Here is a 22,246-nt window from a genome sequence, read left to right on the forward strand (position 1 = left end):
TCCCGAGAAGAAGGATCACGCCCATGACCAATCCTTTCGAGAACGCCGACAGCACCTACCTGGTGCTGGTCAACGACGAGGGCCAGCACTCGCTGTGGCCGACGTTCGCCGAGGTCCCGGCCGGCTGGACGGTCGCGTACGGGGAGGACACGCGGGACGCCTGCCTCGCCCACGTCGAGGAGCACTGGACCGACATGCGCCCGAAGAGCCTCGTCCGCACCATGGACGAAGCCGGGTCGCCGTCCGCCCGTTGACCGCCGCGGACCGCGAGGAGACACCGCTGTGCTGACGTACCAGGAACCCCCCGCCGGCGGCACCGGGGCCGTGACGGTGGAGCTGACGCCGCAGGAAGCCGAGCAGTTCCGCAAGGTCGCCGACGAGGTCACCGGCATGCTGCCGCAGGGCAGGGCGGCCGGGCCCGAGCAGCTCGACGACCCCAGGCTGCTCGCGGAGATCGAGGTGGCGGCGCGCTGGCTCCCGCCGCGCCTGGCCCGTGCGCTCAGCCACTTCCGCAGGCAGGGCAACGCGCACGGCGTCCTGCTCGTACGCAACGTACCGCTCGACGACGACCTGCCGCCGACCCCCGCCGACGGCGCCGCACCTCTCCGGTCACGGCTGGGAACCGCGACCGTCGCCCAGCTCGCCGCGGTCTCCTGGCTCGGCGACGTCATCGCCTACGCCGACGAGAAGGCCGGCCGGCTGGTCCAGGACATCGTCCCGGTCGAAGGCGCCGAAGCGTGCCAGGAGAACAGCGGCAGTGTGCTGCTCGAACTGCACACCGAAGACGGCTTCCACCCGTACAAGCCGGACTTCGTGACGCTGCTGTGTCTGCGCGCCGATCACGAGCGCCGCGCCCGCACCACCTACGGCGCCATCACCCGGGCGCTGCCCCGCCTGTCCGCCGAGTGCGTCCGCGTACTGCGCCGCCCGCTGTTCCGGATCCACCTCAGCAGCTCGTTCGGCGGACCCGGCACCCGGACGACGGGCACCGGTACCGGCACCGTCTCGCCGCCGCTGCCCGTACTGTCCGGACCGGACACCGACCCCGAGATCGTCGCCGACTTCCACGCCATGGAGCCACTGGACGCGACCGCGGCGCGCGCGTTCGACGAACTGCGCGAAGCCATGCTCGCCGTACTCGACGGCGCGGTCCTCGAAGCCGGCGACCTGATCGTCGTGGACAACCGCGCGGCCGTGCACGGCCGCACCGCCTTCCGGCCCCGCTACGACGGGCAGGACCGCTGGCTGCGGCGCTGCTTCGCGGTCGCCGACCTGCGCCCGTCCCGCGCCGTCCGGCCCCCCGGGTCCCAGGTGTGCGCGCCGCTGAAGCCGGCGGGCGCGCCGTGACGGCGGGCGGTCGCGCCGTCGCCATGGCGACGGCCGGCTCCCGGCATCCGGCTTCCGCTTCTCGCCTCTCAGCTCTCGTCGTCGGAGAACTGCCGCGCGAGGTCGCGGAGCCGGTCGGCGGCCAGCTTCCTCTGGGCGGGAGTGAAGACCGATCCCACCACGCTGCTCATGCCTTCCACCTCCGCCGCGAAACGCAGGTGCTCCTGACATGCGTGCTCGCGGCAGGCGAGGCAGGTGACACGGTCCGGACGCCGTGAGGTCATCGCGTACGGAACCCGCAGCCCGCAACCCGTGGTGACGACGCTCGGCAGGTCACTGACCAGGCCGAACGTGGATGCCATCAGATTGCGGGCAGCGGCGTCGTCGTGCAGCGCCTTTGCCTGAACGTGGATGTGCGGATCGTGCCCGCTCATGGGTCCTCCCTGCCCCGGCGACCGGCCAGGCCCAGAGCGCTCCCGTCCGGTCGCATTCCGTAGGACGAGTCTGCCAGGTGCCCCGGAAGTGCCGCCCCGGCGGGAGCGTGAGCGGGCGGCGCACGCCGGTTCGGTACGTCTGCCGGTGCGGGCAGGGGAGTGGGTCCAGCCCCACCCACCCGTGGGTCCAGCCCCGTACTCCGCCGCTCACGTGCTCCGTAGCGTCGGCATCACGACACGACGGAGGAAGTCCATGACGAACATCAGTGACATCACGGCCGGTACGGCGCACCACGGCGAGCCCGGCGTCCAGCGCGCCTTCGCGACGGTGCGCACGTGCGTCAAGCTCTACGGCGCCCTCTGCGCCCTCGCCCTTGTGACGGTGGCCGCGGTGGCGGTCAGCGGGCACACGGTGACCACGTTCATGTGGGTGCGGGCCGCCGTGCTGCTCGTGATCGCCCCGGTGGTCCACCGGCTGGCCGTGCGCGCGGGGCAGGGATCGCGACGGCACTTCGAGCGGGTGTGCACGCTCACCGCCGTCATGCCGATCGCGATCATCGCCGTCGACGCGGTCCCCGGTGTCTGCCCGCCGTGGTACGCCGTGCTGCAGGGCGTCTGCTCCGTGCCCCTGATCGGTGCCGCGTTCCTGACCCGGGGGGCCGCGCTGCGCACCGCGTTTCCCAAGCAGCGGCCGGAGGGCCGGTCCTGAGCGGGCATGCCTCGCGGGGGGATCGGTCTGCGCACGGTGCCCGATCCACGCACGGGGCACGCCTTGCGTGGGGCACGCTCTACGCGCTGTGCACGATCTGGATCAGGTTGCCGCAGGTGTCGTCCAGGACGGCGGTGGTGACCGTGCCCATCTCCAGGGGCTCCTGGGTGAAGGTCACGCCCAGGCCGCGCAGCCGCTCGAACTCCGCCCGCACGTCGTCCACGGCGAAGGAGGCGGCCGGGATGCCGTCCTGGACCAGCGCCGTCTTGTACGGCTGCACCGCGGGGTGGCCGGAGGGCTCCAGCAGCAGCTCGGTCCCGTCCGGATCCTCGGGGGAGACCACGGTCAGCCACCGGGCCTCCTCGCCCAGGGGGACGTCGTGCTTCTTCACGAAGCCCAGCATGTCGGTGTAGAAGCGCAGCGCTTTGGCCTGGTCGTCGACGAAGACGCTGGTCACGTGGATTCTCATGGGGTGCTCTCCGGAGTGTCGGTGCTGAGCCATCGGGTCACGATGTGCTCCAGGGGTGCGGTGTCCAGGTCGTGGAACTTGTAGCGGCCCTGGCGCCGCGAGCGGACCAGGCCGGCGGATTCGAGGACGGCCAGGTGCTGGCTGATCGCCTGCCGGGACAGCCCCAGGCCGTGCTTGGTCGCCAGCCGGGCGCATATCTCGAACAGCGTCTGGCCGTTCCGCTCCGCCAGTTCGTCGAGGATGCGCCGGCGGGTGGGGTCGGCCAGCGCCTTGAAAACATCCTCTGCCATGACCTCACCATAGGCAAGTGGAGACTTGCCTGACAAGACGGGGGAGCCGGCGGTGCCGGGGCGGGGAACTGTCGGCTCCGTGCCGAACGACCGACGCTCTCTGGTTGCCGTCCGGGCACGTCAGACGCCAATTGGGCGCGGCTGACCGCGCTGGAGGACGGCTACCACATCGTCACCATGCTGGGCAGCGCGGCCACGGTGCTCCGCGCGATCGCCTTCCTGATCTGGCTCTCGCGCGCCCGGGACAACGTCCGCGCCCTCTCCGGAGAGCCGCCGCGCTACGGCTGGCCGTGGGTCCACGCAGGCTGGATCGCGCCCATCGCGAACCTGTGGGTGCCCCGTGGAGTCGTGGCCGGCATCCACCGGGCGAGCGGCCCGAAGAGCGGCTGCCGCACGCCGTGAACTGGTGGCGGGGCCTGTGGCTCGTCGGGATGCCGAGCGGGACGGGCCTGATGTACACCGTCTCCACGGGCCACGTCATCGAGCGTGCCTACCACAACGTGTACCCGCTCCTGGCCGCCGACACGGCAGTCGTCGCGGCGGCGATGGCCGCCGTCTTCGTCGTCCGCGCCCTCACCGCGGCACAGCGGCGACGCGGCGACGTCTGAGTACGGTACGTCCCCGCCGCGGCCACCGGGCGCGCATGACCGGAGCGCCGGACGGGAGCTAACCTGCGGACTTGTGACCAGGGTGCATCAGCTCGCCGGCGTGGCCGGTTCGGCCGTGTCGGAGGCGACGTCCGCGGCGTACTACGCGTCGATCGCGCAGGCCGAGGAGAGCGGCGACGGCACGGTGCGGCACCGGCTGCGTCCGGAGGTCGGCGACGGCACCATCGAGGTGACGTCGCTGCGCAGCGGGTTCGACATCGTCCGCTACGACGTCGCGTTCGCCGGCGGACACCAGGTCGGGTTCCGGTTCCCGGGGGACCACTTCGAGCTGGAGCACTGCGTCGACGGGCGGATGCACATCAGCGAGGCCGGGGCCGGCGCCGGTGACCTGCGCGCCCGCTCGGTGGCGCTGAGTCCCCGCGGTGCCATCGACGGCGTCGTGGCGCACGGCGACGGCGAGCGGTACCGAGCGGTGTCGGTCACCGGAACCTGGTCCGGACTGGAGTCCTATCTCGGCGGCCTCGGCGCGGGCGCCCTGCCGCCCACCGGGCCGGAGAGCGTCGCCCGCGACCGGTACCTGGGCCGGTCCGCCGCGTTGCGCCCGGTCGCCGGCCCGCTGGAGGAGATCTTTCTGCACCGGCGCTCCTCCCCGGGGCGCCTGCTGTTCATGGAGTCCCGGCTCGTGGCGGCACTCGCCGCGCTGATCGACGGGCTCTCGGCCGGGGCATCGCCCGACGACGCGGCAGCCGCCGGCGCCCGGGGCCGCGCCGAGCCGGTCCTGGCCGACCACGAGACGGCCGCGCTGCGCCGGGTGCCCGGGCTGCTGTGGCGGGAGCGCCACGCACCGCCGACGCTCGCCGACCTCGCCCGGGCGTCGTCGATGTCGGTGCGGCGCCTCACCACCGGATTCCGCGCGCTGTACGGGACGTCGGTGATGGAGTACCACCGGCGTCACTGCCTGGACCGGGCCGCGGCGTTGCTCGTCGAGACCGACTGGCCGGTCTCCCGGATCGCCCACGAGGTCGGTTACGCCTCGGCAGGCAACTTCGGCTACGCCTTCCGGCGCGACCGGGGCACGTCGCCCGCCCGGTTCAGGCAGGCGCACTCCTGACATCAGCCGTCCGGGCCGCGAACGGGCGCGCTCCTCCCGCGGCCCGCCGAGGCGCCCCCATGCCCCACGTCCCGGGCCCCGCCCTCCATGCCCCGGGCCCCGCCCTCCACACCCCCGGGCCCCGCCCTCCACACCCCCGGGCCCCGCGCTCCACACCGCGGCACGTCCGCGGCGCCGACGATGGGCGCACCGCAGGCACCCTCGGAGGGAGACCGATGACCGTCCGCACCGCTTCCGTACCCCCACGGAATTCCGCACCCCCACGGGCCGGAACAGGCCTACTGATCATGGTCCTCGGCGGGCTCTCGGCGGTGTCGCCGTTCGCGATCGACATGTACGCGCCCGGCTTTCCGGAGATCGTCACCTCCTTCGGGACCTCGAAGACGGCCGTCCAGCTCTCCCTGACGGCGTGCCTCGTCGGGCTCGCCGTCGGGCAGGTCGTCCTCGGCCCGGTCAGCGACGCGACGGGGCGGCGGCGCCTGCTCCTGGCCGGTTCCGGCGCGTTCAGCCTGCTGTCCCTGGTCTGCGCGTTCGCCCCGAACATCGTCGTGTTCGACGCGGCCCGGCTGCTGCAAGGCGTGGCGGGCGGCGCCGGCATCGTCATCGGGAGGGCGGTCGTCAGCGACCTGTTCACCGGCGCCCCCGCGGCCCGCCGGCTCACCACGCTGAGCGTCATCGGGTCCACCGCGCCGGTGCTGGCGCCGGTGGCCGGCGGCCTCCTTCTCGGCGTCGGCTCGTGGCGGCTGGTGTTCGTGGCACTGGCCGTGACCGGACTGCTGCTGCTGACCGCGATCTGGGCGTGGGTACCCGAATCGCTGCCCGTCGAGCGGCGGAGGGCCGGTGGCCTGCCGGCCGTGCTCGCCGCGATGGCCGGGCTGCTGCGGCGCCGGGAGATGGCCGGCCACCTTCTGGTCATGGGGTGCGGTCTGGCCGCCCTGTTCGCCTACATCACCGGCTCGCCCTTCGTCTTCGAGGGCGTCTACGGACTGTCGCCCACCGAGTACGGCCTCGTCTTCGCCACCAACGCCGTCGGTACGGTGGTGGCCGGGACGGTCTTCGGACGGCTGGCCGGCCGGGTACGTCTCAACCTCCTGCTCACCGTCGGCGTGGCCGTCACCGTGGTCTCCCTGGCCACGCTGGTGACCCTGCTCGCCGTCGGCATCAGCACCTTCCTCACCACCTGGGCCTGCCTGTTCGGCCTGACGTCCGGGTTCGGGCTGCTGCTGCCCGCGTCGACCACCATCGTCCTCGCGGTCGGCGGAGACGCCCCCGGAGCCGCTTCCGGGATGCTCGGCGGCGCCCAGTTCGTCCTCGGAGCCGCGGCCGCGCCGCTGCCCGGGGTGCTGGGGGACACCACCGCCATGTCGACGGCGGTCGTCGTCCTGGGCTGCGTACTGCTGTCCGCGACAGCCCTGGTCACGCTCGCCCGGCCGTGGGAGGGCCATGGCGAGCCGGCCGCCTCACCCGAGTGAGCCGCGTACGGCCCCCGGGCCGCGCCCGCGTGCTGTCACGGCCTCCACTCCTCCCGCCACTGCCGGTGAAGTTCGTACGGCAGCGCGAGCACCTTCAACCGCAACAGGGCCCTCATCTCGCTGTGCGGCCAGTCGCACGCGTCGTGATCGGGATCGTCGATCGCCTCCTCGCAGTCCCGGGCGAGGCCGTGACGGACGAGGACGTCGTGGCGTACCCGTTGCGGGACGAGGCAGTGGCACCCGGACGCCTCGGCGCCCGGGCAGCCTGCTTCGTGGAACAGGTCGGCGGTCCTTCCGTCCTCGTCCAGACGGGCGTGCAGGAAGGTGGTCAGGAGGGTGAGCTGCGCCGCCGGCGCGGCGGAGTTGCGGGGAGCTCCCGTGGCTGGTGAGCGCTGTACGTCGGCATGGTCCGACCGGCACCGGGTCAACATGCGTTTCATGTCGCGGCGCATCTGTGCGGCCCGGAGCCTGGCGGCTGCCGCTTCGGACCGCATACGGCGGGCCCGGTCGGCCGCCTGCCGTGCGGAGCGGTGCAACCGCTCGTATTTCTCGAACGCGTTGCCGGTCGTGGGGCGACCGATGGTCTGGTGCACGGCGCCTCCCCGGCGACCTACGGACAGCAGCCTCGGTGCTCACGAATGTGCCCGAGGAGAGCGACGACAGACAGGAGGTTTTCAGCCACTCGCCGACGGCGCGCCACCGCGCCCGCCCCCGGCGTCGAGACTGCGGTCATGGACCAGAAACAGGAGATCGCGGCACTGGTCGAAGACGTCCTCGGCCCCACGCTCGTCGGCAGCTACCTCCACGGATCAGCCGTGCTCGGCGGCCTCCGGCCGGCGAGCGACCTGGACGTTCTCGCCGTCTCCCGGCGGCGCATGACCGCGCGGCAACGAAGAGCCCTGCTCGACGGGTTGCGCGGCATCTCCGGCTTCACCGGCGGGGCCCGCCCGGTCGAACTCACCGTCGTCGTCCAGGACGAGGTACACCCGTGGTGCTACCCGCCGACCGGCGACTTCCTCTACGGCGAGTGGCTGCGCGACGCGTTCGTGACCGGTGCGGTCCCCGAGCCGGAACCGATGCCGGACCTGGCCCTGCTCGTCACCATGACGCTGGCCGGCGACCACCCCCTCACGGGCCCGCCCCCGGCACAGGTTCTCGACCCCGTCCCGTGGGCGGACGTGGTACGGGCGAGCGTGCGGGGCATCCCCGGCCTGCTGGACGACGTGGACAGCGACACCCGCAACGTCGTACTGACCCTCGCGCGCATCTGGACCACCCTCGCCACCGGGGTGATCAGGACGAAGGACGCCGCCGCAGACTGGGCCCTCGACCACCTCCCGCCCCGGCACCGCCCGGTCCTGTGCCACGCCAGGGAGCTGTACCTCACCTGCCGGTACGCCGAGGAGAGCTGGAGCGGCGAGCTGAAGGCACGGGTACGCCCGCTCGTGGACCACATGCTCGCCGAGATCCGTCAACTGCCCGGCGGGTGAATGTGGTCCGGTGGACCGGTTCACCGGCGCACCGGCTCGTCCGGCGCTCCTCGCCCTCGTGCCGTCCGTCCTCGTACCGTCTCGCGGAGCCGCTCGCCGATGTGGCGGATCAGGTGCTCCAGATCCGCGCAGTACACCGAAGGGTGATCGAAACCCGACCCGTGCAGGTAACGGTCGGTGTATCTGCCGCCCCCGCAGACACCGGCGACGGGGCAGCGGCGGCAGCTTCCGCAGAGCGTGTCCAGCCCCCTGGCCTGGGCGGCCACGGTGTGCGGATGGCCCAGGGCGTCCTCGAAGTCGTGCCGGAAGACGTCCATCCCCAGGTCGGGCGCGCCCGCATAGGCGGTCTTGAGGGAATCGAGCCGCTGGAGGGCACCGTCGGTGTCGATCACCACCACGGCCAGCGGGGACAGCCCCACCGTCTCGGACCTGCTCGCCGCCCCGAGCAGCAACGCCACGATCTCACCGAACAGGCGGACCGGGACGAGCCGTTGATCCGGGGGCGTGTCCCACCACAGGTCGAAGACCCGGGCGAGCCAGGTGCCGTACGGGACGGGACGCGCTGCCCGGCCGACGGGCCCGGCGAACGGGCCGAGGCCGGGCGGCGGATCGCTCCAGTTCCCGTACGGGAGCAGGAAGTCGAGACCGGTGGGCTCCAGCGCGATCAGTGACCGGTAGGTCTCCGCGGGGTCGGTCGCCACGTCGATGGTGCACAGGATGCCCCCGTACGCGGCGGGCGCACCGGCCAGCAGGCCGGCCGCCCGTCGTACCGCGGGCCAGGAGGGCCGCCCCGCGTGGTCGACCCGCCGGTGGTTGAGCCGGGCGCTGCCGCCGTCGAGACTCAGGCCGACGGTGATGCCGGCCGCGCCGAGCCGCCGTACGGCGTCCGCGGTGAGCAGCGTGCCGTTGGTCTGCACCGAGACGGCGACGGCACAGCCGCCGGGCACGGCGTCCCGGACGGCCCGCGCGTGACCGATCAGTGCGGCGGGGCCGACGAGAAGGGGCTCCCCGCCGTGCAGATCGACCCGTATCGACCGCAGCCCGTGGGTGGTGACGTGCTGGGCGATCCGCTCCGCGGTACGGCGTACGGTCTCCTCGGCCACCCGGGCGGGGCGCTCGCGCCAGCTCTGGTCGGGCCCCTCGTACACGTAGCAGTAGGTGCAGGCGAGGTTGCACCTGCTGTGCACCTTGAGCACGAACTGCCGGAACGGCACACGCTGCCGGGAAGGAACAGGCCGGCCGGACTCCCTCATTCAGGGGGCGCGTCGTCGTAGAACGCGACGACGTCCGAGCTGTCCATCCGTTCGCGCACGCCGGGCAGCAGGGCGCTCAGCACCGGGTGTTCGGTACGGGCCGACAGCTCGCCGAGCGGCAGGGCGGCGAAGTCAGGGAGCCGCGCATCGCTTCGGTTCACGGGCAGCGGTTCGGCGGGCAGCGCTTCCGCGGTCGGCGGCTCTATGGACGGCGGCTCTACGGGCAGGCAGGTCTTGGTCATGCCAGGGCCTCTCTCGCTCGTCGGTCCCGCCAAGGCTTCCACGGTCCGGTGGTGAATTCAGCGCGTCGTTCCGGCCAACGCCCGCAGCGACTCGGGGGAGGGGAGGCGCCCCCGCCGATGGGATCATGTCGCGTGATGAACGCAGAGACGGAAGCGCGGGTACAGGTACAGGTACAGGCCGAAAGGAACGCGGCGGGAGCGGCAGACGCGGAGCCCGTCGGAGGCGGGCCCGCGGCGGCCGGCTGGCCGGACGTACCGGGCGACACCGCCCTGACGATCAAGGTCCCGGAAGCCGACCCGCTGGTCCGTGCGGGCTTCCCCGCCCACGTCACCGTGCTGTACCCGTTCCTGCACGAGAGCCGTGTCGACGCCGCGACGCAGCACGCGCTGACCGGCCTCTTCGCCGGGCACGACGCCTTCACGCTGACCTTCGACGCGTTCGGCCGCTTCCCCGGCGTGCTCCACCTCGACCCGTGGCCCCACGATCCGGTGACCGCGCTGACCAAGGACCTCACCCGGCGCTGGCCGGAAGCCGTGCCCTACCGGGGGATATTCGGCGCGGGCCTCGCCCCGCACCTGACGATCGCGAACCACGAGGGCCCGGCGACCCAGGAGGCCGCGTACGACGCGTTGCAGGCCGAACTGGCCCCCGCGCTGCCGCTGAGCTGTTCCGTGGACGCGGTCCACCTCATCGTCTGGGACGGGCGGCGCTGGCAGGACCGGGCGGCGTACCGTCTGGGCGCCCCGTACCGTGTCGCTTGACCTTGTCGCAGCGGCAACGTTTCTACTGAAGCCATGCGCATCGGAGAGCTGGCCGGCATCGTCGGCGTCACCACTCGTGCCGTACGGCACTACCACCGCACCGGGCTGCTGCCCGAGCCACCGCGGCAGCCCAACGGTTACCGTGAGTACTCGCTGCGCGACGCCATCGAACTGGCCCGGATCCGGCGGCTGGTCGAGCTCGGCCTGAGCCTGGACGAGGTCAAGGACGTCCTGGCGGACGACGCGGGCAAGGACCTCATCGAGATCCTCACCGAGCTGGACGCCGACCTGGCACGCCAGGAGGAGGCCATCCGGCAGCGCCGCGCCCGCCTGGCCCGGCTGTTCGAACAGGCCGAGCGGACCGGCCGGCTGCCGGCGGAGGCCCCCGTCTCGCCCGAGCTCGCGGCCGTCTTCGACGACATGGCCCGCGCCTCGGCGCTGGTGCCCGGACCGGAGCCGGCGATGGCGGCCAAGGAGCGGCAGCTCCTGGCCCTGCTGGAGACCGGGGCGCCGGGTGGCGACCGCGGCTGGTTCGACGGTCTGATGCACACCTTCCGGGCCGATCCGGCGGCGGTACGGCGTGCGTACGAGGTCTATGCCCTGATGGACGAGCTGGCCGAGGCCGCCGAGGACGACCCGCGGGTGGAACAGGCCGCCCGGGCCGTCGTCGACTGCATCCCGGACGAGGCACTCCAGGCGATGCGCCTGCCCGCCGACGGCGACGTGGGGGCCGGTGACAGGTTCGCCGACGCCTTCTTCTCCGACTTCACCCCCGCCCAGGCCGCCGCGGTGTACCGCGCCATCGAGCTGCTCAGGGAGCGTGCCGGGTGAACGCGCTGAGGAAGGCCGTGCGCTGGTCCTTCGCCGCGCTCGTGCCCGGGGAGCTGGTGCTCGTCCTGAGTGTGGCCGGCGGGGTGCGCATCGCCCCGGCCGTCCGGCTGGCCATGGAGCCGGCCGTGCTCACGCTCGCCGCCGCGGCGGCCGCTCTGATCTGCCTGGACCACCGCCGCCACCGCCGCGCGGGCCTCGGCAGCCGGGCCGCCTTCGTCGCCGCGATCGCCGACACCGTCCCGGCGCCGGTGCGCAAGCTGACCACCCACGAGGTGTTCCTCTTCACCAGCTTCCTGCGCTGGGCGGCCCGCCGTGGCCCGCACGGGGTACGCGACGGTGACCTGCCCGTCCCGTACGCGCCGGGACAGACGGCGACCATGTACGGCTTCCTGTTCGTCTGCGTCGTCGAGACCGTGGGGCTCGCTTTCGTCATCCCGTGGCCGGTGGTGCACGCGGTGACGCTCGTCCTCGACATCTGGGGCTGCTACTTCGTCATCGCCCTGCACGCCTCCTGCGTGGTGCGCCCGCACGTGATCGGCGCGGACGGCTCGCTGCGCCTGCGCTACGGTGCCCTGCTGGACATCCGTATACCCGCCGGCCGGGTGGCCTCCGTCCGCCGGGAGCAGAAGTTCCCGGACGGCAAGCTGGCCGTCGTGGACAAGAACGGTGTCGCCGACATGGCCGTGGCCGGCCGGACGACGGTCCTCGTCGAACTCACCGAACCGGTGCGCTTCGTACGCGCCCTGGGCAAGCCCGCCGAGGCCCGCGCCTTCCGCTTCTACGCCGAGGACCCGGCGGCCGTCGTCACCGCGCTGAAAGCCGGGGCCGTAGCGGCCGCGGGCGACCGTACGAGGGAGACCGCCGCGCTCCAGCCGGCGGCCACCGGCCACCGGCCGTCGGCTGAAGCGTAACGCCACCCGGAACGGACGTTCCGGAACGGCGCCCGGTCGCCCTACTTGGCCTCGACCCGTCCGAACGCGTCCGGGCCGGACGTCAGCGCGTCGCAGGCCGCCTCCCAGGCGGAGTCCCCCGGGTAGAGCTGAGTCCGGAGGTAGGCCGAGGTGAGCCGCTGCACCGCGGACACCCGCGCGGGGTTCTCGTCCGTGGTCTCGGCGACGTCGTAGCCGGAGACCCCGCCGAGCCCGTGCTCCGCGCCGAACAGGGTGAGCAGGGACTTGGGTCCGGGGGAGAGGACGTACGGGTCGGCGTGCCAGTCGGGGCCCTGGACCGTCAGGTGGGAGGAGTCGTCCTTGTCGCCGGCGACCACGAGCGCGGGCGTCGTCATGCCGGAGAAGTCCATGCCCGCGAGGAACGGAAGCGCCTCGGCCATGGCCTCGGTGAGGGCGTCACCACCCCTGCCGGGTGCGGCGAGCAGGACACCCGCCTTGATCCGGGGCTCCGTCAGGTCGGCCACCGTCCCGTCGTCCGGGTCGGTGAGCCGGGCGCCGAGCAGCATGCTCGCGGTGTGCCCGCCCATCGAGTGCCCGGCCACGGCGATCCGGTCCCGGTCCAGGCGCCCGGGAAGCTGCGGGACCGCCGCTTCGAGCACGTCGAGGCGGTCGAGGATGTGCCGCATGTCCTCGGCCCGCGAGCGCCAGTGCAGAGGGGCGCCGGGGGTGGCGGGGTCCAGGGTCAGTGTCCTGGAACTGAGGTGGGTGGGCTGGATCACGGCGAAGCCGTGCGCCGCCCAGTAGGTGGCGAGGGGCGCGTAGCCGTTCAGCGAGGAGAGGTGGTTGGAGGGTCCCTGGCCGTGCGAGAGGAGGACGACCGGCAGGTCGCTCCCGGTGACCGGCGCGGAGATCCGTACCTGAAGGTCCACGGCCCGTCCGGGTACGGGCAGCGTCACCGGGCTGACCGAGAGGACGGGGGCGGGCGAGCCGAAGGTGCCGGCCGGGGAGCTCGTTGCATTCATGAGGCGCATGTCCCTTCGAGGGCCGCTGCCGGTGGCCGCGTCGGGCGGTCACGGGAAGAGGCGGGCGGGCGCGTCCGGCTCCCGGGGAAGCAGAAGCGGAACGCTGTTCCGGTTACGATATGGAACAGCGTTCCGCTTTGTCAACGGGAGAGGGGCGCCTACAGGCCGAGGTCCAAGGCCAGGCATGAGAAGTGGTTCCAGGAGCCTTCGGGGTGGTGCGCGTGCTGCGCGCGGCTCTCCGGTGAGGGCTGCTCCGTGACCATGTCCTCGTACGGGATGCGCTCGGGCAGCGTGCCGAACCTGGCCTGTCGGACTGCTGTCGTGCTGTCCGTCGTGGTGCCGGTGTTCATCGCGGGCCTCCGTGTGGGGCGAGTGTGTGACGACTCTGGCAGGTGACGCGTCACCGGTCAAGGGGGTGACGGCGAAAGAGTGTGACGGTGCCGGCGGTGGCGGGTGGGCCGGGGCGGCGCCGAAAGTGTCCCCGGCAACTCTGGTGCTACGGAGGGTTGGTGGGCCGAAAGTCGGCGCTCAGTTCCAGCGGACGTGAAACTCGGTGGGCAACGAACGCAGCGCGTCCAACTTCTCCGCCAGCTCGGGCGCGGCCACCTCGACCAGTTGTCCCTTCACCAGGGGTGCCGAGCTGTAGATCTTGCGCAAGGGGTAGTCCCACCCCGAGCTTTCCCGGGCGCCCTGTGCGGCCGCGACCCGCAACCGGTGCGGTTCGTACCGGATCCTGACGCTCTCCGCCCGCGTGACCGAGCAGGCATCGAACGCGGACCACAGGTGCGGGTCTGTCATACGGGCCAGCCGCTCGGGGGCGAGGTCCGTACTGTCGAGCAGCCGGCGGGGCCAGGCGCCGGACCACCGGGACCGGGCCCACGTTGTCCCACGAGGTGTGCAACCGCGCTTCCGCGCACACCAGGCCGACGAGCAGCGCGGCGGTCTCACGGTCGGTCGACACCGCACGGTCCTCGATGCCGAGCCGCCCCAGTAGGCGAGCGGGGCCGGCATCGAGACGTCCGGCCGCGCGCCCACTGCGCACGTACGAATCGAGGTGGTCGAGACCGAGCAGCCCGGAACGGTTGGTGAGGGAGGAGGGCGGCCGGCCGCCCAGTGCGGCGGCGACGGCCCCGGCGTCGATTCCGTGGCGTTCGAGCACCGGCCGGATCGGGGAGGTCCGCAGCAGTTCCAGGCCGATGGCGTGGTGGTTGAGCCCGGCCATGCCTTCGAAGGTGTGGCTCAGCGGTAGACGGCCGATGTCGTGCAGCAGCGCAGCGACCCGTAACAGCTCGTCCTCCGGGTGAAAGTGTGCGGTCAGGGCGAAGACGCCGAGGGAGTGTTCCAGCCTGGAGTACGACTGCGGCGTACTGATCGCCGACGCCCCGGCGTGCGCGACGAAGTGCAGACGCCGGAGCGGTTCGCTGCGCAGCAGGTCCACTTCCACGGGTTTCAGGCGGACGGAGATGCGCCACAACGGGTCGGTGAACTCGGGGGAGGCACCGGCGACATGCGTCGGTACGGGCCGGGCGGCGGTGTGCCCGGGACCTGGTGGCGAGCTGTGCGAGCTGGGATCTGTTCGGCTGCCCAGCAGGGCACTGTAGGGCGTAGGGCAGCGGCCGGTACGGTCAGCGAGCGGCCGCGGCGGGTGCGCTCTTCTTGCGCGCGCGGTAGGCGGCGGCCTTGATCTTGTTGCCGCAGGACTCCATGCCGCACCACTGCCGCCGCGCGCCCCGGGAGCGGTCGATGTAGACACGCGTGCACTCGGGATTCCCGCACTCCTTGAGCAGCGGCACGTCCGGCCCGCTCAGCAACTCCACCGCCAGACGTGCCACGGCGGACAGCGCTTCCTCCGGGGTGGCGTCGGTCCGGCGGCCGGCGCTCGTGAGCTGCGGGGCCGCGGACGGCTTCCGGGCGGCCTTGTTGAGTACGTCCAAGGCCCGGGCGCCGAACGGCTCACCGAGGCGACGCGCGGTGATCAGCTCGTAGACCGCCTCCCGTACGGACTTCGCGCGCTCCACGTCGGACGGCCGGGCGGGCGTCACGGAATCCACCAGCCCGGACTCCACGAACCACGCGTCCAGCCGCTCCGGTGCCGCGAACACCTCGAAGCGGACGGTGCGGCGGGCGCGGAGTGTCGCGGCGAAGTCGAGGGCGGGATGCCCGCAGACGAAGACGTGGTCGGCATTCACGATCACCATCTTGACGGGTGACCAGGGGCGCGGCAAGGCGCGCCCCTGGTCACCGGGCGGAGGCATCAGGCGGGGGCTGCCTTCCGTGCCGTACGTGTCGCCCGTGTTCTACGGGTCGGACGTGCCTTCCGTGTCGTCCGGGAGTACCTGGTGGCCGGAGCGCAGATGCAGTCGGCGGCCGGTCCAGCGGCCGCGCAGCCACCGGTCGTGACTGGCCACGACGATCGCGCCCGGCCCGGCGCCGAGGGCGTCTTCGAGTTCGTCGCACAGGCGCGGGGAGAGGTGGTTCGTCGGCTCGTCGAGCAACAGGAGGTGCGGCGGGTGCGCCACCAGGAGGGCCAGCGCCAGCCTGCGGCGCTGGCCGACCGACAACCGGCCCACCGGCTGGTCGAGATCAGCGACGCTCAGCAGCCCCAACGAGACGAGCGGAACCGCCGCTGCCCGCTCGGCACCCAGCGCCTCGGTGTACGTGTCGCGCGCCGAGCGGTCCGGGCGCTCGAACACGGTGTCCTGCGCCAGCAGGCCCACGGTCAGGCCGGGCCGTCGGCGTGTCCCGCCCTCGCCCGCGGCGTCGAGCCGCCCGGCCAGCAGGGACAGCAGCGTCGACTTCCCGGCCCCGTTGTCCCCGGTGACCAGGAGTCGGTCCCCGTCGGAAAGGTCCAGGCGCGCGACGCTCAGCCGGCCGGGCACACCCGCGTCACGCAGCGCGACGAGCGGGCCGTCCAGCGGATCGCAGTCCACCGGATCACAGTCCGCCGGATCGCTGCTCGTCGGGCCACTGCCCGCCGGTTGGCTGCTCACCGTTCCGCTGTCCGCCAAAGCGCTTCCCGCCGGCGCGCCGGTCAACGCGCCGACGTGCAGGCGCAGCGGCTTCGGCGGCCTGCCGACCTGCGTCCGTTCCAGTTCGTCGAACCGGCGGGCGGCGTTGCGTACCCGCCGGGAGACCTGTTGCTGGACCCGGCCGGCCCGGTGGCCGTACCCCATCTTCTCGTTGTCCCGCGGCCCGCGGTCCGGGGCGACACGGCGCGCGGTCACCCCGGCCGAGCGGCGCAGCGCGGCCAGTTCCTCCTGCTCCGCCGCGTACCGCTGTTCCCAGCGCTCGCGCTCCGCCCGTTTCTCGGCACGGTAGGCGCTGTAGTTGCCACCGAAGCGAACCGGACCGTTCACCGCCGGGTCGAGATCGATCAGGTCGGTGCAGACCGCGTCGAGGAACGCCCGGTCGTGGCTGGCCGCCACGACGACTCCGGGCAGGGCGCGGATCTGCTCCTCCACGAAGACGGCCGCTTCGTCGTCGAGGTGGTTGGTCGGCTCGTCCAGCAGGAGGGCCGCGGGCCGGCGGACGAGGAGCGCGGCCAGCGCGAGCCGGCCGCGCTGCCCGCCGGACAGCGACCCGAGTGTCCGGTCGTGCCCGAACCCGCCGAGGCCGAGCCCGTCGAGGACGATCGCGGCCCGCCGGTCGGCGTCCCAGGCCTCGCTCTCCTGGGCGTGTTCCAGCTGCTTCCCGTACGCGTCCAGCAGCGCGGCGTGTCCGGGGTGGTCGTCCGGTGTGCCGGCGAGCAGCCGGGTGAGCCGGTCGAGTTCGGCCAGGTCGGCGCGGGCTTCCCGCAGGGCGTCGTCCAGCACCCGCGCGATCGTCGTGGCACCGTCGAACGGCATCTCCTGGTGCAGGAAACCCAGGTCGCACGGGCGGGTGACCTGACCGGCGTCGGGCTCGTCCACTCCCGCGAGCAGACGCAGCAGTGTCGATTTGCCGACACCGTTCTCTCCGATGAGACCGACGCGCCGGCCGGGGGAGACGGTGAGGGAGACGCCGTCGAGCACCCGTCGGGTGCCCAGCGTACGGACGAGGTCATGGGCGAGCAGGGCGGGTCGGGACATGGTGGTCCTCCTGATGTGAGGGCGGTACGCGGCCCGCCGGGTGGGCACCTCGGACGCGGGCCAGGCCGTGATCCGCCGCCTCACACCTCGGGGGCCGCCGTCTCCCTCAGCTCTCCGCCGGCCAGCCGCAGCCACCGGTCGATCCCGATCCGGGCGAGGAACCGTTCGTCGTGACTGACCACGACGAACGCGCCCTGGTAGGACGCCAGCGCGCTCTCCAGCTGCCCGGCGCTGACCAGGTCGAGGTTGTTCGTCGGCTCGTCCAGGAGCAGCAGTTGCGGGGCCGGTTCGGCGCACAGCACACACGCCAGGGTCGCGCGCAGCCGCTCGCCACCGGACAGCACGTCGACGGGGAGATGCGCCCGGGAGCCCCGGAAGAGGAAACGCGCGAGCAGATTCATCCGTTCCGCCGCCGTACGGTGCGGCGCGAAGGCGGCGAAGTTCTCGGCCACGGTCCGGGAGAGATCGAGCACGTCGAGGCGCTGCGAGAGGTACGCGATGCGGCTGTCGGCCCGCTTGACCTGTCCCGCGTCGGGTGCGAGACCGCCTTCCAGCAGGCGCAGCAACGTGGTCTTGCCGGCGCCGTTGGGGCCGGTCAGCGCGATGCGTTCGGGGCCCCGGATCGTCAGGTCGACCCCGCCGCCGGCGAACAGCGGCCGCTCGCCGTGGCTGACACGCAGGCCCTCGCCGAGGAAGAGATTGCGCCCCGCGGGCACGTGGGTGTCGGGCAGGTCCAGCGTGATGCGCTGCTCGTCGCGCACGGCACGGCCCGCCTCGTCCAGCCGGGCCTTGGCCTCGCCGACCCGGGAGGCGTGCATCTGACCCGCCCGGCCCGCCGACTCCTGGGCCCCGCGCTTCATGTTCCCGGCGAAGATGCGGGGCAGCCCCGCGTTCTTGAGGTTGCGCGAGGCGTTGCTCGCACGGCGCTCGGCGCGCTCGCGGGCCTGCTGCAACTCCCGCTTCTCGCGCTTGAGTTCCTGCTCGGCGTTGCGGACGTTCTTCTCGGCGACCTCCTGCTCGGCCTGTACGGCCTCCTCGTACGCGGTGAAGTTGCCGCCGAACAGCCGCAGGGCGCCCGGCTCCAGCTCGGCGATACGGTCCATGCGGTCGAGCAGGGCCCGGTCGTGGCTCACCAGGAGCAGGCAGCCGTTCCAGTCCTCCAGGACGTCGTAGAGCTTGTGCCGCGCGTCCAGGTCGAGGTTGTTCGTCGGCTCGTCGAGCAGCAGCACGTCGGGCCGCTTGAGCAGTTGCGCGGCCAGGCCGAGCGAGACGATCTGACCGCCGCTGAGGGTGCTCAGGCCGCGGTCCAGGGTCAGTTCGGTGAGGCCGAGCCGGTCGAGCTGGGCGCGGGTGCGTTCCTCGATGTCCCAGTCGTCGCCGATGGTCGCGAAGTGCTTCTCGTCCACGTCACCGGACTCCACGGCGTCCAGGGCGTGGATCACCTCGGCGACGCCCAGCACTTCGGCCACGGTGAGGCCGGCGGCGAGCGGGAGGCTCTGCGGGAGGTGGCCGAGGGTGCCGGAGACGGTGATCGACCCGGCGGCGGGACGCAGCTCACCGGCGATCAGTTTGAGCAGGGTGCTCTTGCCGGAGCCGTTGGGCGCCACCAGACCCGTACGGCCGGCGCCCACGGTGAAGGACAGATCCCGGAAGACAGGGGTGTCGTCGGGCCAGGAAAAGGACAGGTTCGAGCAGACGACGGAAGCGTCGGACATGGGGTACCTCGGAAAACACGACGGGCCCGGCAGACACCGGTGCCCGGAGAGCGGGCAGGAGGGCACGACAAGGCAGCCACCACGGCGGTGCGTCCGCGCACCGGCCGGCGGCCGTCAGGTCCGGGTATCACCCGGAGATGTCGTCGTCACCCGCCACAGCTGCGTCTCCTCGATCCGAGATCAGGTCATCGCCAGGTTAACACCCGTACGTGGCAGGCGTGCACGACTGGCCCGGCGGGGCGCCCGAGCCGGCCGTACGCCGTCGAGGCGGAGCCGGCCCTGCCGTGCACGGTCGCCGCCCCCAAAAAACTGGACTTGTGGGTCCATTTTCGCCGTCCTACGCTGCGCCGCAGCTGATGGTCGGCGGTGCGCTCCTCCTCCCCGTCCGTAAGCGAATCGCCTTCCTCACTCGCACGACGCGCAAGAAAGGACATCCCCATGCACGCGATACGCATGGACCGGCACGGCGGACCCGAGGTCATGGACTGGACCGCGTTACCGGACCCGACCCCCGGGGACGGTGAGGTGCTCGTACGGCTCGCCGTCGCCGGAGTGAACTACATGGACATCGGAGCCCGGACGGCCGGCGGCCCCGGCTGGGCCGCTCCCGCGATCCTCGGAGTCGAGGGCGCGGGCCGGGTGACCGCCCTCGGGGACGGCGTCGAGGGCTTCGCGCCAGGTGACCGCGTCGCCTGGTTCTACCACCCCGGCAGCTATGCCGAACTGCTCGCCATCCCGCAGGAATCGCTGGTCAAGGTGCCCGACGAGGTGTCCGACGAGACCGCGGCCGCGGTCATGATGCAGGGCCTGACGGCCAACCACTTCACCACCGAGACCTACCGCGTCGGGCCGGGAGACACCGCTGTCGTGCACGCCGCGGCCGGCGGTGTCGGACTGCTGCTGACACAAATGATCAAAGCGCGCGGCGGCCGGGTGATCGGGCTGGTGTCCCGGGAGGAGAAGGCGGCCGCGGCGCGGGAGGCGGGCGCGGACCATGTCCTGGTCTCCCGCGGAGAAGGGTTCGAAGGCCAGGTCAGGGAGCTGACCGAAGGCGAAGGCGCGCATGTGGTGTACGACGGGGGCGGCACCGCGACGTTCCGTTCCTCGCAACGGGCGCTGCGCCCGCACGGAGTTCACGCCTACTACGGGCCGTTCATGGGCGTCCCGTCCATCGCCCCGACCGACCTCCCCGACAGCATCCTTCTGACGTACCCCGTCGTGCACCACCACGTGCCCACGCGTGCGGCCCTGGTCCAGCGCACCGGAGAGGTCTTCGGCCTGGTACGGGACGGGCGGCTGACACCGCGCGTCGGAGGGCGTTACGCCTTGTCGGACGCCGCGCGGGCCCACGCCGACCTCGAATCCCGCCGGACCACGGGCAAGCTCCTGCTCGTACCCTGACCGTCTGGCCCACCGTCCGCCGTCCGGGAGGATCATTCATGCCGCTGACCCGCAAGGGCGCCGCCACCCGGCAGCGCATCGTCGAGGGCGCGGCTTCCGAGATGCGCCGGCTGGGCGTCTTCTCCCTGACGCTGGACGACGTCCTGCGGCGCACCGGGACCAGCAAGAGCCAGCTGTTCCACTACTTCCCCGGCGGGAAGGACGAGCTGTTGCTGGCTGTGGCCCGCTACGAGGCGTCCGGCGTGCTCGGCGACCAGCAGCCGGAACTGTCCGCGCTCAATTCCTGGAGCGCCTGGCGGAGTTGGCGTGACAAGGTCGTCGAGCGCTACCGCGACCAGGGTCCCAACTGTCCGCTCAACGCGGTCATGGGGCAGCTCGGCCCGACGTCGGAAGGGGCCCGGGCCGTGGTGCGGGAACTTTACGCCCAGTGGCAGGGCGAACTGGCCGCGGGCATCCGCAGTATGCAGAGCCAGGGCGAGATCGAGCCCGCCCTGGACGCCGAGCGCGGCGCACGGGCCCTGCTGGCCGGCGTCCAGGGGGGTGTGCTGATCCACCTCACGACCGGGAGCCTGGAGCATCTGGAAGCGGCCCTGGATCAGGGGATCGAGTTCCTGCGCCGGCCACGGGCGCAGGCGTAGGGCCGCACGCGGGCCGCGTCGCGACCAGCGGTCCTCCTGGCGACGTCCCTCAGGCCGTGCTGGGGTGACGGTGGCCGTCGGGGAGCGAGGTGGTGCGGTCCTGCTCGTCCTGGACGAGCAGCGAGAGCAGGGACGCCACGGTCAGGCCGGCTTCGGCCGGGTGGCGCAGCACCTTGCTGGGGTCGATCCGGTAGGTGTTGCTGCGGCCCTCGCGGGTGTGCGAGAGATAACCGTCGCGCTCCAGGTCAGAGATGATCTTCTGGACGGCGCGCTCGGTCAACCGGCAGTGTGCCGCGATGTCACGGATACGGGCGTTGTGATCGTCGGCGATAGCGGCCAGTACCCGGGCGTGATTGGTCACAAATGTCCAGCCGCTGTGCGGTTCGGGTACTCCGTTGTTCGACTCGGTCAGTCCATCCATGCTCCAACTCTACCGACCGAACATTCACGCGTCTCGATACACGCAATGATTTTCGTGTATTAGTTGACGGGTGTCTGTCGATGGGCGAGCCTGAGATGGACGGCGGCCGAGCCGACGACGGGAGAGGAAGACCATGCCGGAAGCTGCGCACTGGGCGTGCCTCCCCGAAGATCCTGCTGAAGGCAACGGGGACGGCGGCCCGTCGGCCGTGCACACGCCGAGCCTGTCGCGGATCGAGGCTTCGCGAAGTGGCGACCGCACACTGGTGTCGGTGCACGGAGAGCTGGATCTGGCCTCGTGCCAGAAGCTCGAAGGCGGTCTGTACGACGCCTTGAGCCATGCGTCCGGAGGCATCGACCTCCACCTCGGCGCGGTGCCGTTCTGCGACTGCTCCGGCCTCAACATGCTGCTGCGGCTGCGCCTGCGGGCCGTCGCGCAGGGCAAGACCGTCGTCATCGTCTCCGCCGCCCGTGCGGTCGAGCGGCTGCTGGAGCTGGCGGAAGCCCGCGAACTGTTCATCCCCCCGGAGCCGCACCTCGCCCCGGGCCCGAACCGTGCCCCGGACGGTGGACACCTGATGTTCTCCACGATCGACGACTCGGCCTGGCCCGAGGACGCTTCCCGGGATCTGCCCAGGGAGAACGCACAACTGCGCCGCGCCATGGAGACCCGCCCGGCCATCGACCTGGCCCGGGGCATCCTGATGGCCACCTTCACCCTGAGTCCGGAAGCTGCCTGGTCCGTTCTGGTCAGCGCTTCCCAGAACACCAACATCAAACTGCACCGTCTCGCTCAGGACCTGGTCAACAGCGTTCAGGGGTCCGCACTGCCGGAAGCGGTGCAGGGCCATCTGGGGGCCGCGGTCGCCAAGGCGAAGGCGGCTCCGACGGTCCCGGCGCAACAGGGCGCGGCCACCGTGCGCGACACCGTGCCCGAACCGTGGTGCGCGGCGCCCGGCGAGTGAGCACGGAGCGACTCCGCGGTGATCGGAAATCGCTGCCGCAACACCCCCGGCAAACCGGGCCGCCCCCCGGCAAACCGGGCCGCCCCCCCGGCCCGGCTCCGCGACCCCGGCGGGCGACCCGGCCCCCTCAC

General features: G+C 72.4%; 27 protein-coding genes and 1 pseudogene. 14 read left to right on the top strand and 14 right to left on the bottom strand.

The genetic code is table 11. The annotated features are described in order from the left end of the window. The first annotated feature begins 23 nt into the window (after positions 1 to 23). The gene (locus JXZ78_RS11370; RefSeq protein ID WP_238782858.1) at positions 24 to 254 is read left to right on the top strand and encodes an MbtH family protein; all 231 of its coding nucleotides are present in this window, start codon (positions 24 to 26) and stop codon (positions 252 to 254) included. Between the two features lie 28 nt (positions 255 to 282). Further along, positions 283 to 1,347, top strand: a complete 1,065-nt coding sequence (locus JXZ78_RS11375) for a TauD/TfdA family dioxygenase (protein WP_238782859.1) — start codon at positions 283 to 285, stop codon at positions 1,345 to 1,347. A 68-nt stretch (positions 1,348 to 1,415) separates the two neighbouring features. On the opposite strand, the gene JXZ78_RS11380 is transcribed toward JXZ78_RS11375, so the two are convergent. Continuing rightward, positions 1,416 to 1,760, bottom strand: coding sequence for a hypothetical protein (locus tag JXZ78_RS11380; RefSeq protein ID WP_238782860.1), 345 nt, complete (start codon positions 1,758 to 1,760; stop codon positions 1,416 to 1,418). A 253-nt stretch (positions 1,761 to 2,013) separates the two neighbouring features. Between JXZ78_RS11380 and JXZ78_RS11385 the strand changes: the two genes are divergently transcribed. Beyond that, entirely contained in the window at positions 2,014 to 2,469 is a 456-nt protein-coding gene (locus JXZ78_RS11385) for a hypothetical protein (protein WP_238782861.1), read from the top strand. A gap of 79 nt (positions 2,470 to 2,548) precedes the next feature. Here the strand turns inward: JXZ78_RS11385 and JXZ78_RS11390 are convergent, their stop codons facing one another. Next, entirely contained in the window at positions 2,549 to 2,938 is a 390-nt protein-coding gene (locus JXZ78_RS11390; RefSeq protein ID WP_238782862.1) for a VOC family protein, read from the bottom strand. Next, a complete protein-coding gene (locus JXZ78_RS11395) occupies positions 2,935 to 3,228 on the bottom strand; it encodes an ArsR/SmtB family transcription factor (RefSeq protein WP_238782863.1) in 294 nt (97 codons plus the stop codon). The genes JXZ78_RS11390 and JXZ78_RS11395 overlap by 4 nt, the downstream gene beginning before the upstream one ends. A gap of 177 nt (positions 3,229 to 3,405) precedes the next feature. Here JXZ78_RS11395 and JXZ78_RS11400 point away from each other — a divergent pair, with 177 nt between their 5' ends. From JXZ78_RS11400 to JXZ78_RS11415, 4 genes are all read left to right on the top strand, one after another. Then, on the top strand, positions 3,406 to 3,630 hold the full coding sequence (locus tag JXZ78_RS11400) for a DUF4328 domain-containing protein (RefSeq protein ID WP_238782864.1): 225 nt from the start codon (positions 3,406 to 3,408) through the stop codon (positions 3,628 to 3,630). Continuing rightward, on the top strand, positions 3,627 to 3,836 hold the full coding sequence (locus JXZ78_RS11405) for a hypothetical protein (protein ID WP_238782865.1): 210 nt from the start codon (positions 3,627 to 3,629) through the stop codon (positions 3,834 to 3,836). The genes JXZ78_RS11400 and JXZ78_RS11405 overlap by 4 nt, the downstream gene beginning before the upstream one ends. Positions 3,837 to 3,909: 73 nt before the next feature. Next, positions 3,910 to 4,947, top strand: a complete 1,038-nt coding sequence (locus tag JXZ78_RS40715; protein WP_238782866.1) for a helix-turn-helix transcriptional regulator — start codon at positions 3,910 to 3,912, stop codon at positions 4,945 to 4,947. 215 nt (positions 4,948 to 5,162) lie between these two features. Beyond that, positions 5,163 to 6,419, top strand: coding sequence for a multidrug effflux MFS transporter (locus JXZ78_RS11415; protein ID WP_238782867.1), 1,257 nt, complete (start codon positions 5,163 to 5,165; stop codon positions 6,417 to 6,419). Positions 6,420 to 6,454: 35 nt separating this feature from the next. Here JXZ78_RS11415 and JXZ78_RS11420 read toward each other — a convergent pair whose 3' ends face one another. Then, a complete protein-coding gene (locus tag JXZ78_RS11420) occupies positions 6,455 to 7,012 on the bottom strand; it encodes a DUF6221 family protein (protein ID WP_238782868.1) in 558 nt (185 codons plus the stop codon). A 138-nt stretch (positions 7,013 to 7,150) separates the two neighbouring features. Here JXZ78_RS11420 and JXZ78_RS11425 point away from each other — a divergent pair, with 138 nt between their 5' ends. After that, a complete protein-coding gene (locus tag JXZ78_RS11425; RefSeq protein WP_238782869.1) occupies positions 7,151 to 7,909 on the top strand; it encodes an aminoglycoside adenylyltransferase family protein in 759 nt (252 codons plus the stop codon). A gap of 20 nt (positions 7,910 to 7,929) precedes the next feature. Here JXZ78_RS11425 and JXZ78_RS11430 read toward each other — a convergent pair whose 3' ends face one another. Together JXZ78_RS11430 and JXZ78_RS11435 are read right to left on the bottom strand one after the other, a co-directional pair. After that, on the bottom strand, positions 7,930 to 9,123 hold the full coding sequence (locus JXZ78_RS11430; RefSeq protein WP_308280998.1) for an FxsB family cyclophane-forming radical SAM/SPASM peptide maturase: 1,194 nt from the start codon (positions 9,121 to 9,123) through the stop codon (positions 7,930 to 7,932). Between the two features lie 35 nt (positions 9,124 to 9,158). Beyond that, positions 9,159 to 9,404 (bottom strand): YxD-tail cyclophane-containing RiPP peptide, encoded by a 246-nt coding sequence (locus JXZ78_RS11435; protein ID WP_238782871.1) that lies wholly within the window; start codon positions 9,402 to 9,404, stop codon positions 9,159 to 9,161. Positions 9,405 to 9,539: 135 nt separating this feature from the next. On the opposite strand from JXZ78_RS11435, the gene JXZ78_RS11440 reads away from it, so the two are divergent. The 3 genes from JXZ78_RS11440 to JXZ78_RS11450 are packed head-to-tail and all read left to right on the top strand — an operon-like array spanning position 9,540 to position 11,908. Then, positions 9,540 to 10,166 (top strand): 2'-5' RNA ligase family protein, encoded by a 627-nt coding sequence (locus tag JXZ78_RS11440; protein ID WP_238782872.1) that lies wholly within the window; start codon positions 9,540 to 9,542, stop codon positions 10,164 to 10,166. Between the two features lie 33 nt (positions 10,167 to 10,199). Beyond that, a complete protein-coding gene (locus tag JXZ78_RS11445; RefSeq protein WP_238782873.1) occupies positions 10,200 to 10,997 on the top strand; it encodes a MerR family transcriptional regulator in 798 nt (265 codons plus the stop codon). Beyond that, complete coding sequence (locus JXZ78_RS11450; protein WP_238782874.1) at positions 10,994 to 11,908, top strand: hypothetical protein; 915 nt, start codon at positions 10,994 to 10,996, stop codon at positions 11,906 to 11,908. Before JXZ78_RS11445 ends, JXZ78_RS11450 begins: the two co-directional genes overlap by 4 nt. Before the next feature lie 41 nt (positions 11,909 to 11,949). Here the strand turns inward: JXZ78_RS11450 and JXZ78_RS11455 are convergent, their stop codons facing one another. The 7 genes and pseudogenes from JXZ78_RS11455 to abc-f form a co-directional block, all read right to left on the bottom strand. Further along, positions 11,950 to 12,909 carry an alpha/beta hydrolase family protein gene (locus tag JXZ78_RS11455; RefSeq protein ID WP_238782875.1) on the bottom strand — a complete coding sequence of 320 codons (960 nt, stop codon included), beginning with the start codon at positions 12,907 to 12,909 and terminating at the stop codon, positions 11,950 to 11,952. Between the two features lie 158 nt (positions 12,910 to 13,067). Beyond that, positions 13,068 to 13,259: a hypothetical protein gene (locus JXZ78_RS11460; protein ID WP_238782876.1), complete on the bottom strand. Its 192-nt coding sequence runs from the start codon at positions 13,257 to 13,259 to the stop codon at positions 13,068 to 13,070. Positions 13,260 to 13,437: 178 nt separating this feature from the next. Then, complete coding sequence (locus tag JXZ78_RS11465; protein WP_238783066.1) at positions 13,438 to 13,707, bottom strand: hypothetical protein; 270 nt, start codon at positions 13,705 to 13,707, stop codon at positions 13,438 to 13,440. Between the two features lie 421 nt (positions 13,708 to 14,128). Next, positions 14,129 to 14,353, bottom strand: a pseudogene (locus JXZ78_RS11470) (HD domain-containing protein); the annotation flags it as partial. 181 nt (positions 14,354 to 14,534) lie between these two features. Further along, positions 14,535 to 15,098: a CGNR zinc finger domain-containing protein gene (locus JXZ78_RS11475; RefSeq protein ID WP_238782877.1), complete on the bottom strand. Its 564-nt coding sequence runs from the start codon at positions 15,096 to 15,098 to the stop codon at positions 14,535 to 14,537. A gap of 108 nt (positions 15,099 to 15,206) precedes the next feature. Further along, on the bottom strand, positions 15,207 to 16,976 hold the full coding sequence (locus tag JXZ78_RS11480; RefSeq protein ID WP_238782878.1) for an ABC-F family ATP-binding cassette domain-containing protein: 1,770 nt from the start codon (positions 16,974 to 16,976) through the stop codon (positions 15,207 to 15,209). Between the two features lie 80 nt (positions 16,977 to 17,056). Then, a complete protein-coding gene (gene abc-f / locus JXZ78_RS11485) occupies positions 17,057 to 18,691 on the bottom strand; it encodes a ribosomal protection-like ABC-F family protein (RefSeq protein WP_238782879.1) in 1,635 nt (544 codons plus the stop codon). A gap of 438 nt (positions 18,692 to 19,129) precedes the next feature. Here abc-f and JXZ78_RS11490 point away from each other — a divergent pair, with 438 nt between their 5' ends. Beyond that, positions 19,130 to 20,092, top strand: coding sequence for a quinone oxidoreductase family protein (locus JXZ78_RS11490; protein WP_238782880.1), 963 nt, complete (start codon positions 19,130 to 19,132; stop codon positions 20,090 to 20,092). A 38-nt stretch (positions 20,093 to 20,130) separates the two neighbouring features. Further along, on the top strand, positions 20,131 to 20,730 hold the full coding sequence (locus tag JXZ78_RS11495; protein WP_238782881.1) for a TetR/AcrR family transcriptional regulator: 600 nt from the start codon (positions 20,131 to 20,133) through the stop codon (positions 20,728 to 20,730). A 49-nt stretch (positions 20,731 to 20,779) separates the two neighbouring features. Here JXZ78_RS11495 and JXZ78_RS11500 read toward each other — a convergent pair whose 3' ends face one another. Next, positions 20,780 to 21,151 carry a helix-turn-helix transcriptional regulator gene (locus JXZ78_RS11500; RefSeq protein ID WP_238782882.1) on the bottom strand — a complete coding sequence of 124 codons (372 nt, stop codon included), beginning with the start codon at positions 21,149 to 21,151 and terminating at the stop codon, positions 20,780 to 20,782. A 133-nt stretch (positions 21,152 to 21,284) separates the two neighbouring features. On the opposite strand from JXZ78_RS11500, the gene JXZ78_RS11505 reads away from it, so the two are divergent. Continuing rightward, positions 21,285 to 22,115, top strand: coding sequence for an ANTAR domain-containing protein (locus JXZ78_RS11505; protein WP_275127685.1), 831 nt, complete (start codon positions 21,285 to 21,287; stop codon positions 22,113 to 22,115). Positions 22,116 to 22,246: the final 131 nt, after the last annotated feature.

The sequence above is a fragment of the Streptomyces monomycini genome (genome assembly GCF_022271435.1).
Classification (GTDB): Bacteria; Actinomycetota; Actinomycetes; order Streptomycetales; family Streptomycetaceae; genus Streptomyces; species Streptomyces monomycini.

Excerpts from the sequence above, each read along its gene's own strand:
- JXZ78_RS11370 (WP_238782858.1), top strand. The coding sequence starts at position 24 with ATGACCAATCCTTTCGAGAACGCCGACAGCACCTACCTGGTGCTGGTC.
- JXZ78_RS11380 (WP_238782860.1), bottom strand. The coding sequence starts at position 1,760 with ATGAGCGGGCACGATCCGCACATCCACGTTCAGGCAAAGGCGCTGCAC.
- JXZ78_RS11385 (WP_238782861.1), top strand. The coding sequence starts at position 2,014 with ATGACGAACATCAGTGACATCACGGCCGGTACGGCGCACCACGGCGAG.
- JXZ78_RS11390 (WP_238782862.1), bottom strand. The coding sequence starts at position 2,938 with ATGAGAATCCACGTGACCAGCGTCTTCGTCGACGACCAGGCCAAAGCG.
- JXZ78_RS11395 (WP_238782863.1), bottom strand. The coding sequence starts at position 3,228 with ATGGCAGAGGATGTTTTCAAGGCGCTGGCCGACCCCACCCGCCGGCGC.
- JXZ78_RS11400 (WP_238782864.1), top strand. The coding sequence starts at position 3,406 with ATGCTGGGCAGCGCGGCCACGGTGCTCCGCGCGATCGCCTTCCTGATC.
- JXZ78_RS11415 (WP_238782867.1), top strand. The coding sequence starts at position 5,163 with ATGACCGTCCGCACCGCTTCCGTACCCCCACGGAATTCCGCACCCCCA.
- JXZ78_RS11425 (WP_238782869.1), top strand. The coding sequence starts at position 7,151 with ATGGACCAGAAACAGGAGATCGCGGCACTGGTCGAAGACGTCCTCGGC.
- JXZ78_RS11435 (WP_238782871.1), bottom strand. The coding sequence starts at position 9,404 with ATGACCAAGACCTGCCTGCCCGTAGAGCCGCCGTCCATAGAGCCGCCG.
- JXZ78_RS11440 (WP_238782872.1), top strand. The coding sequence starts at position 9,540 with ATGAACGCAGAGACGGAAGCGCGGGTACAGGTACAGGTACAGGCCGAA.
- JXZ78_RS11445 (WP_238782873.1), top strand. The coding sequence starts at position 10,200 with ATGCGCATCGGAGAGCTGGCCGGCATCGTCGGCGTCACCACTCGTGCC.
- JXZ78_RS11455 (WP_238782875.1), bottom strand. The coding sequence starts at position 12,909 with ATGAATGCAACGAGCTCCCCGGCCGGCACCTTCGGCTCGCCCGCCCCC.
- JXZ78_RS11460 (WP_238782876.1), bottom strand. The coding sequence starts at position 13,259 with ATGAACACCGGCACCACGACGGACAGCACGACAGCAGTCCGACAGGCC.
- JXZ78_RS11465 (WP_238783066.1), bottom strand. The coding sequence starts at position 13,707 with ATGACAGACCCGCACCTGTGGTCCGCGTTCGATGCCTGCTCGGTCACG.
- JXZ78_RS11480 (WP_238782878.1), bottom strand. The coding sequence starts at position 16,976 with ATGTCCCGACCCGCCCTGCTCGCCCATGACCTCGTCCGTACGCTGGGC.
- abc-f (WP_238782879.1), bottom strand. The coding sequence starts at position 18,691 with ATGTCCGACGCTTCCGTCGTCTGCTCGAACCTGTCCTTTTCCTGGCCC.
- JXZ78_RS11490 (WP_238782880.1), top strand. The coding sequence starts at position 19,130 with ATGCACGCGATACGCATGGACCGGCACGGCGGACCCGAGGTCATGGAC.
- JXZ78_RS11495 (WP_238782881.1), top strand. The coding sequence starts at position 20,131 with ATGCCGCTGACCCGCAAGGGCGCCGCCACCCGGCAGCGCATCGTCGAG.
- JXZ78_RS11500 (WP_238782882.1), bottom strand. The coding sequence starts at position 21,151 with ATGGATGGACTGACCGAGTCGAACAACGGAGTACCCGAACCGCACAGC.
- JXZ78_RS11505 (WP_275127685.1), top strand. The coding sequence starts at position 21,285 with ATGCCGGAAGCTGCGCACTGGGCGTGCCTCCCCGAAGATCCTGCTGAA.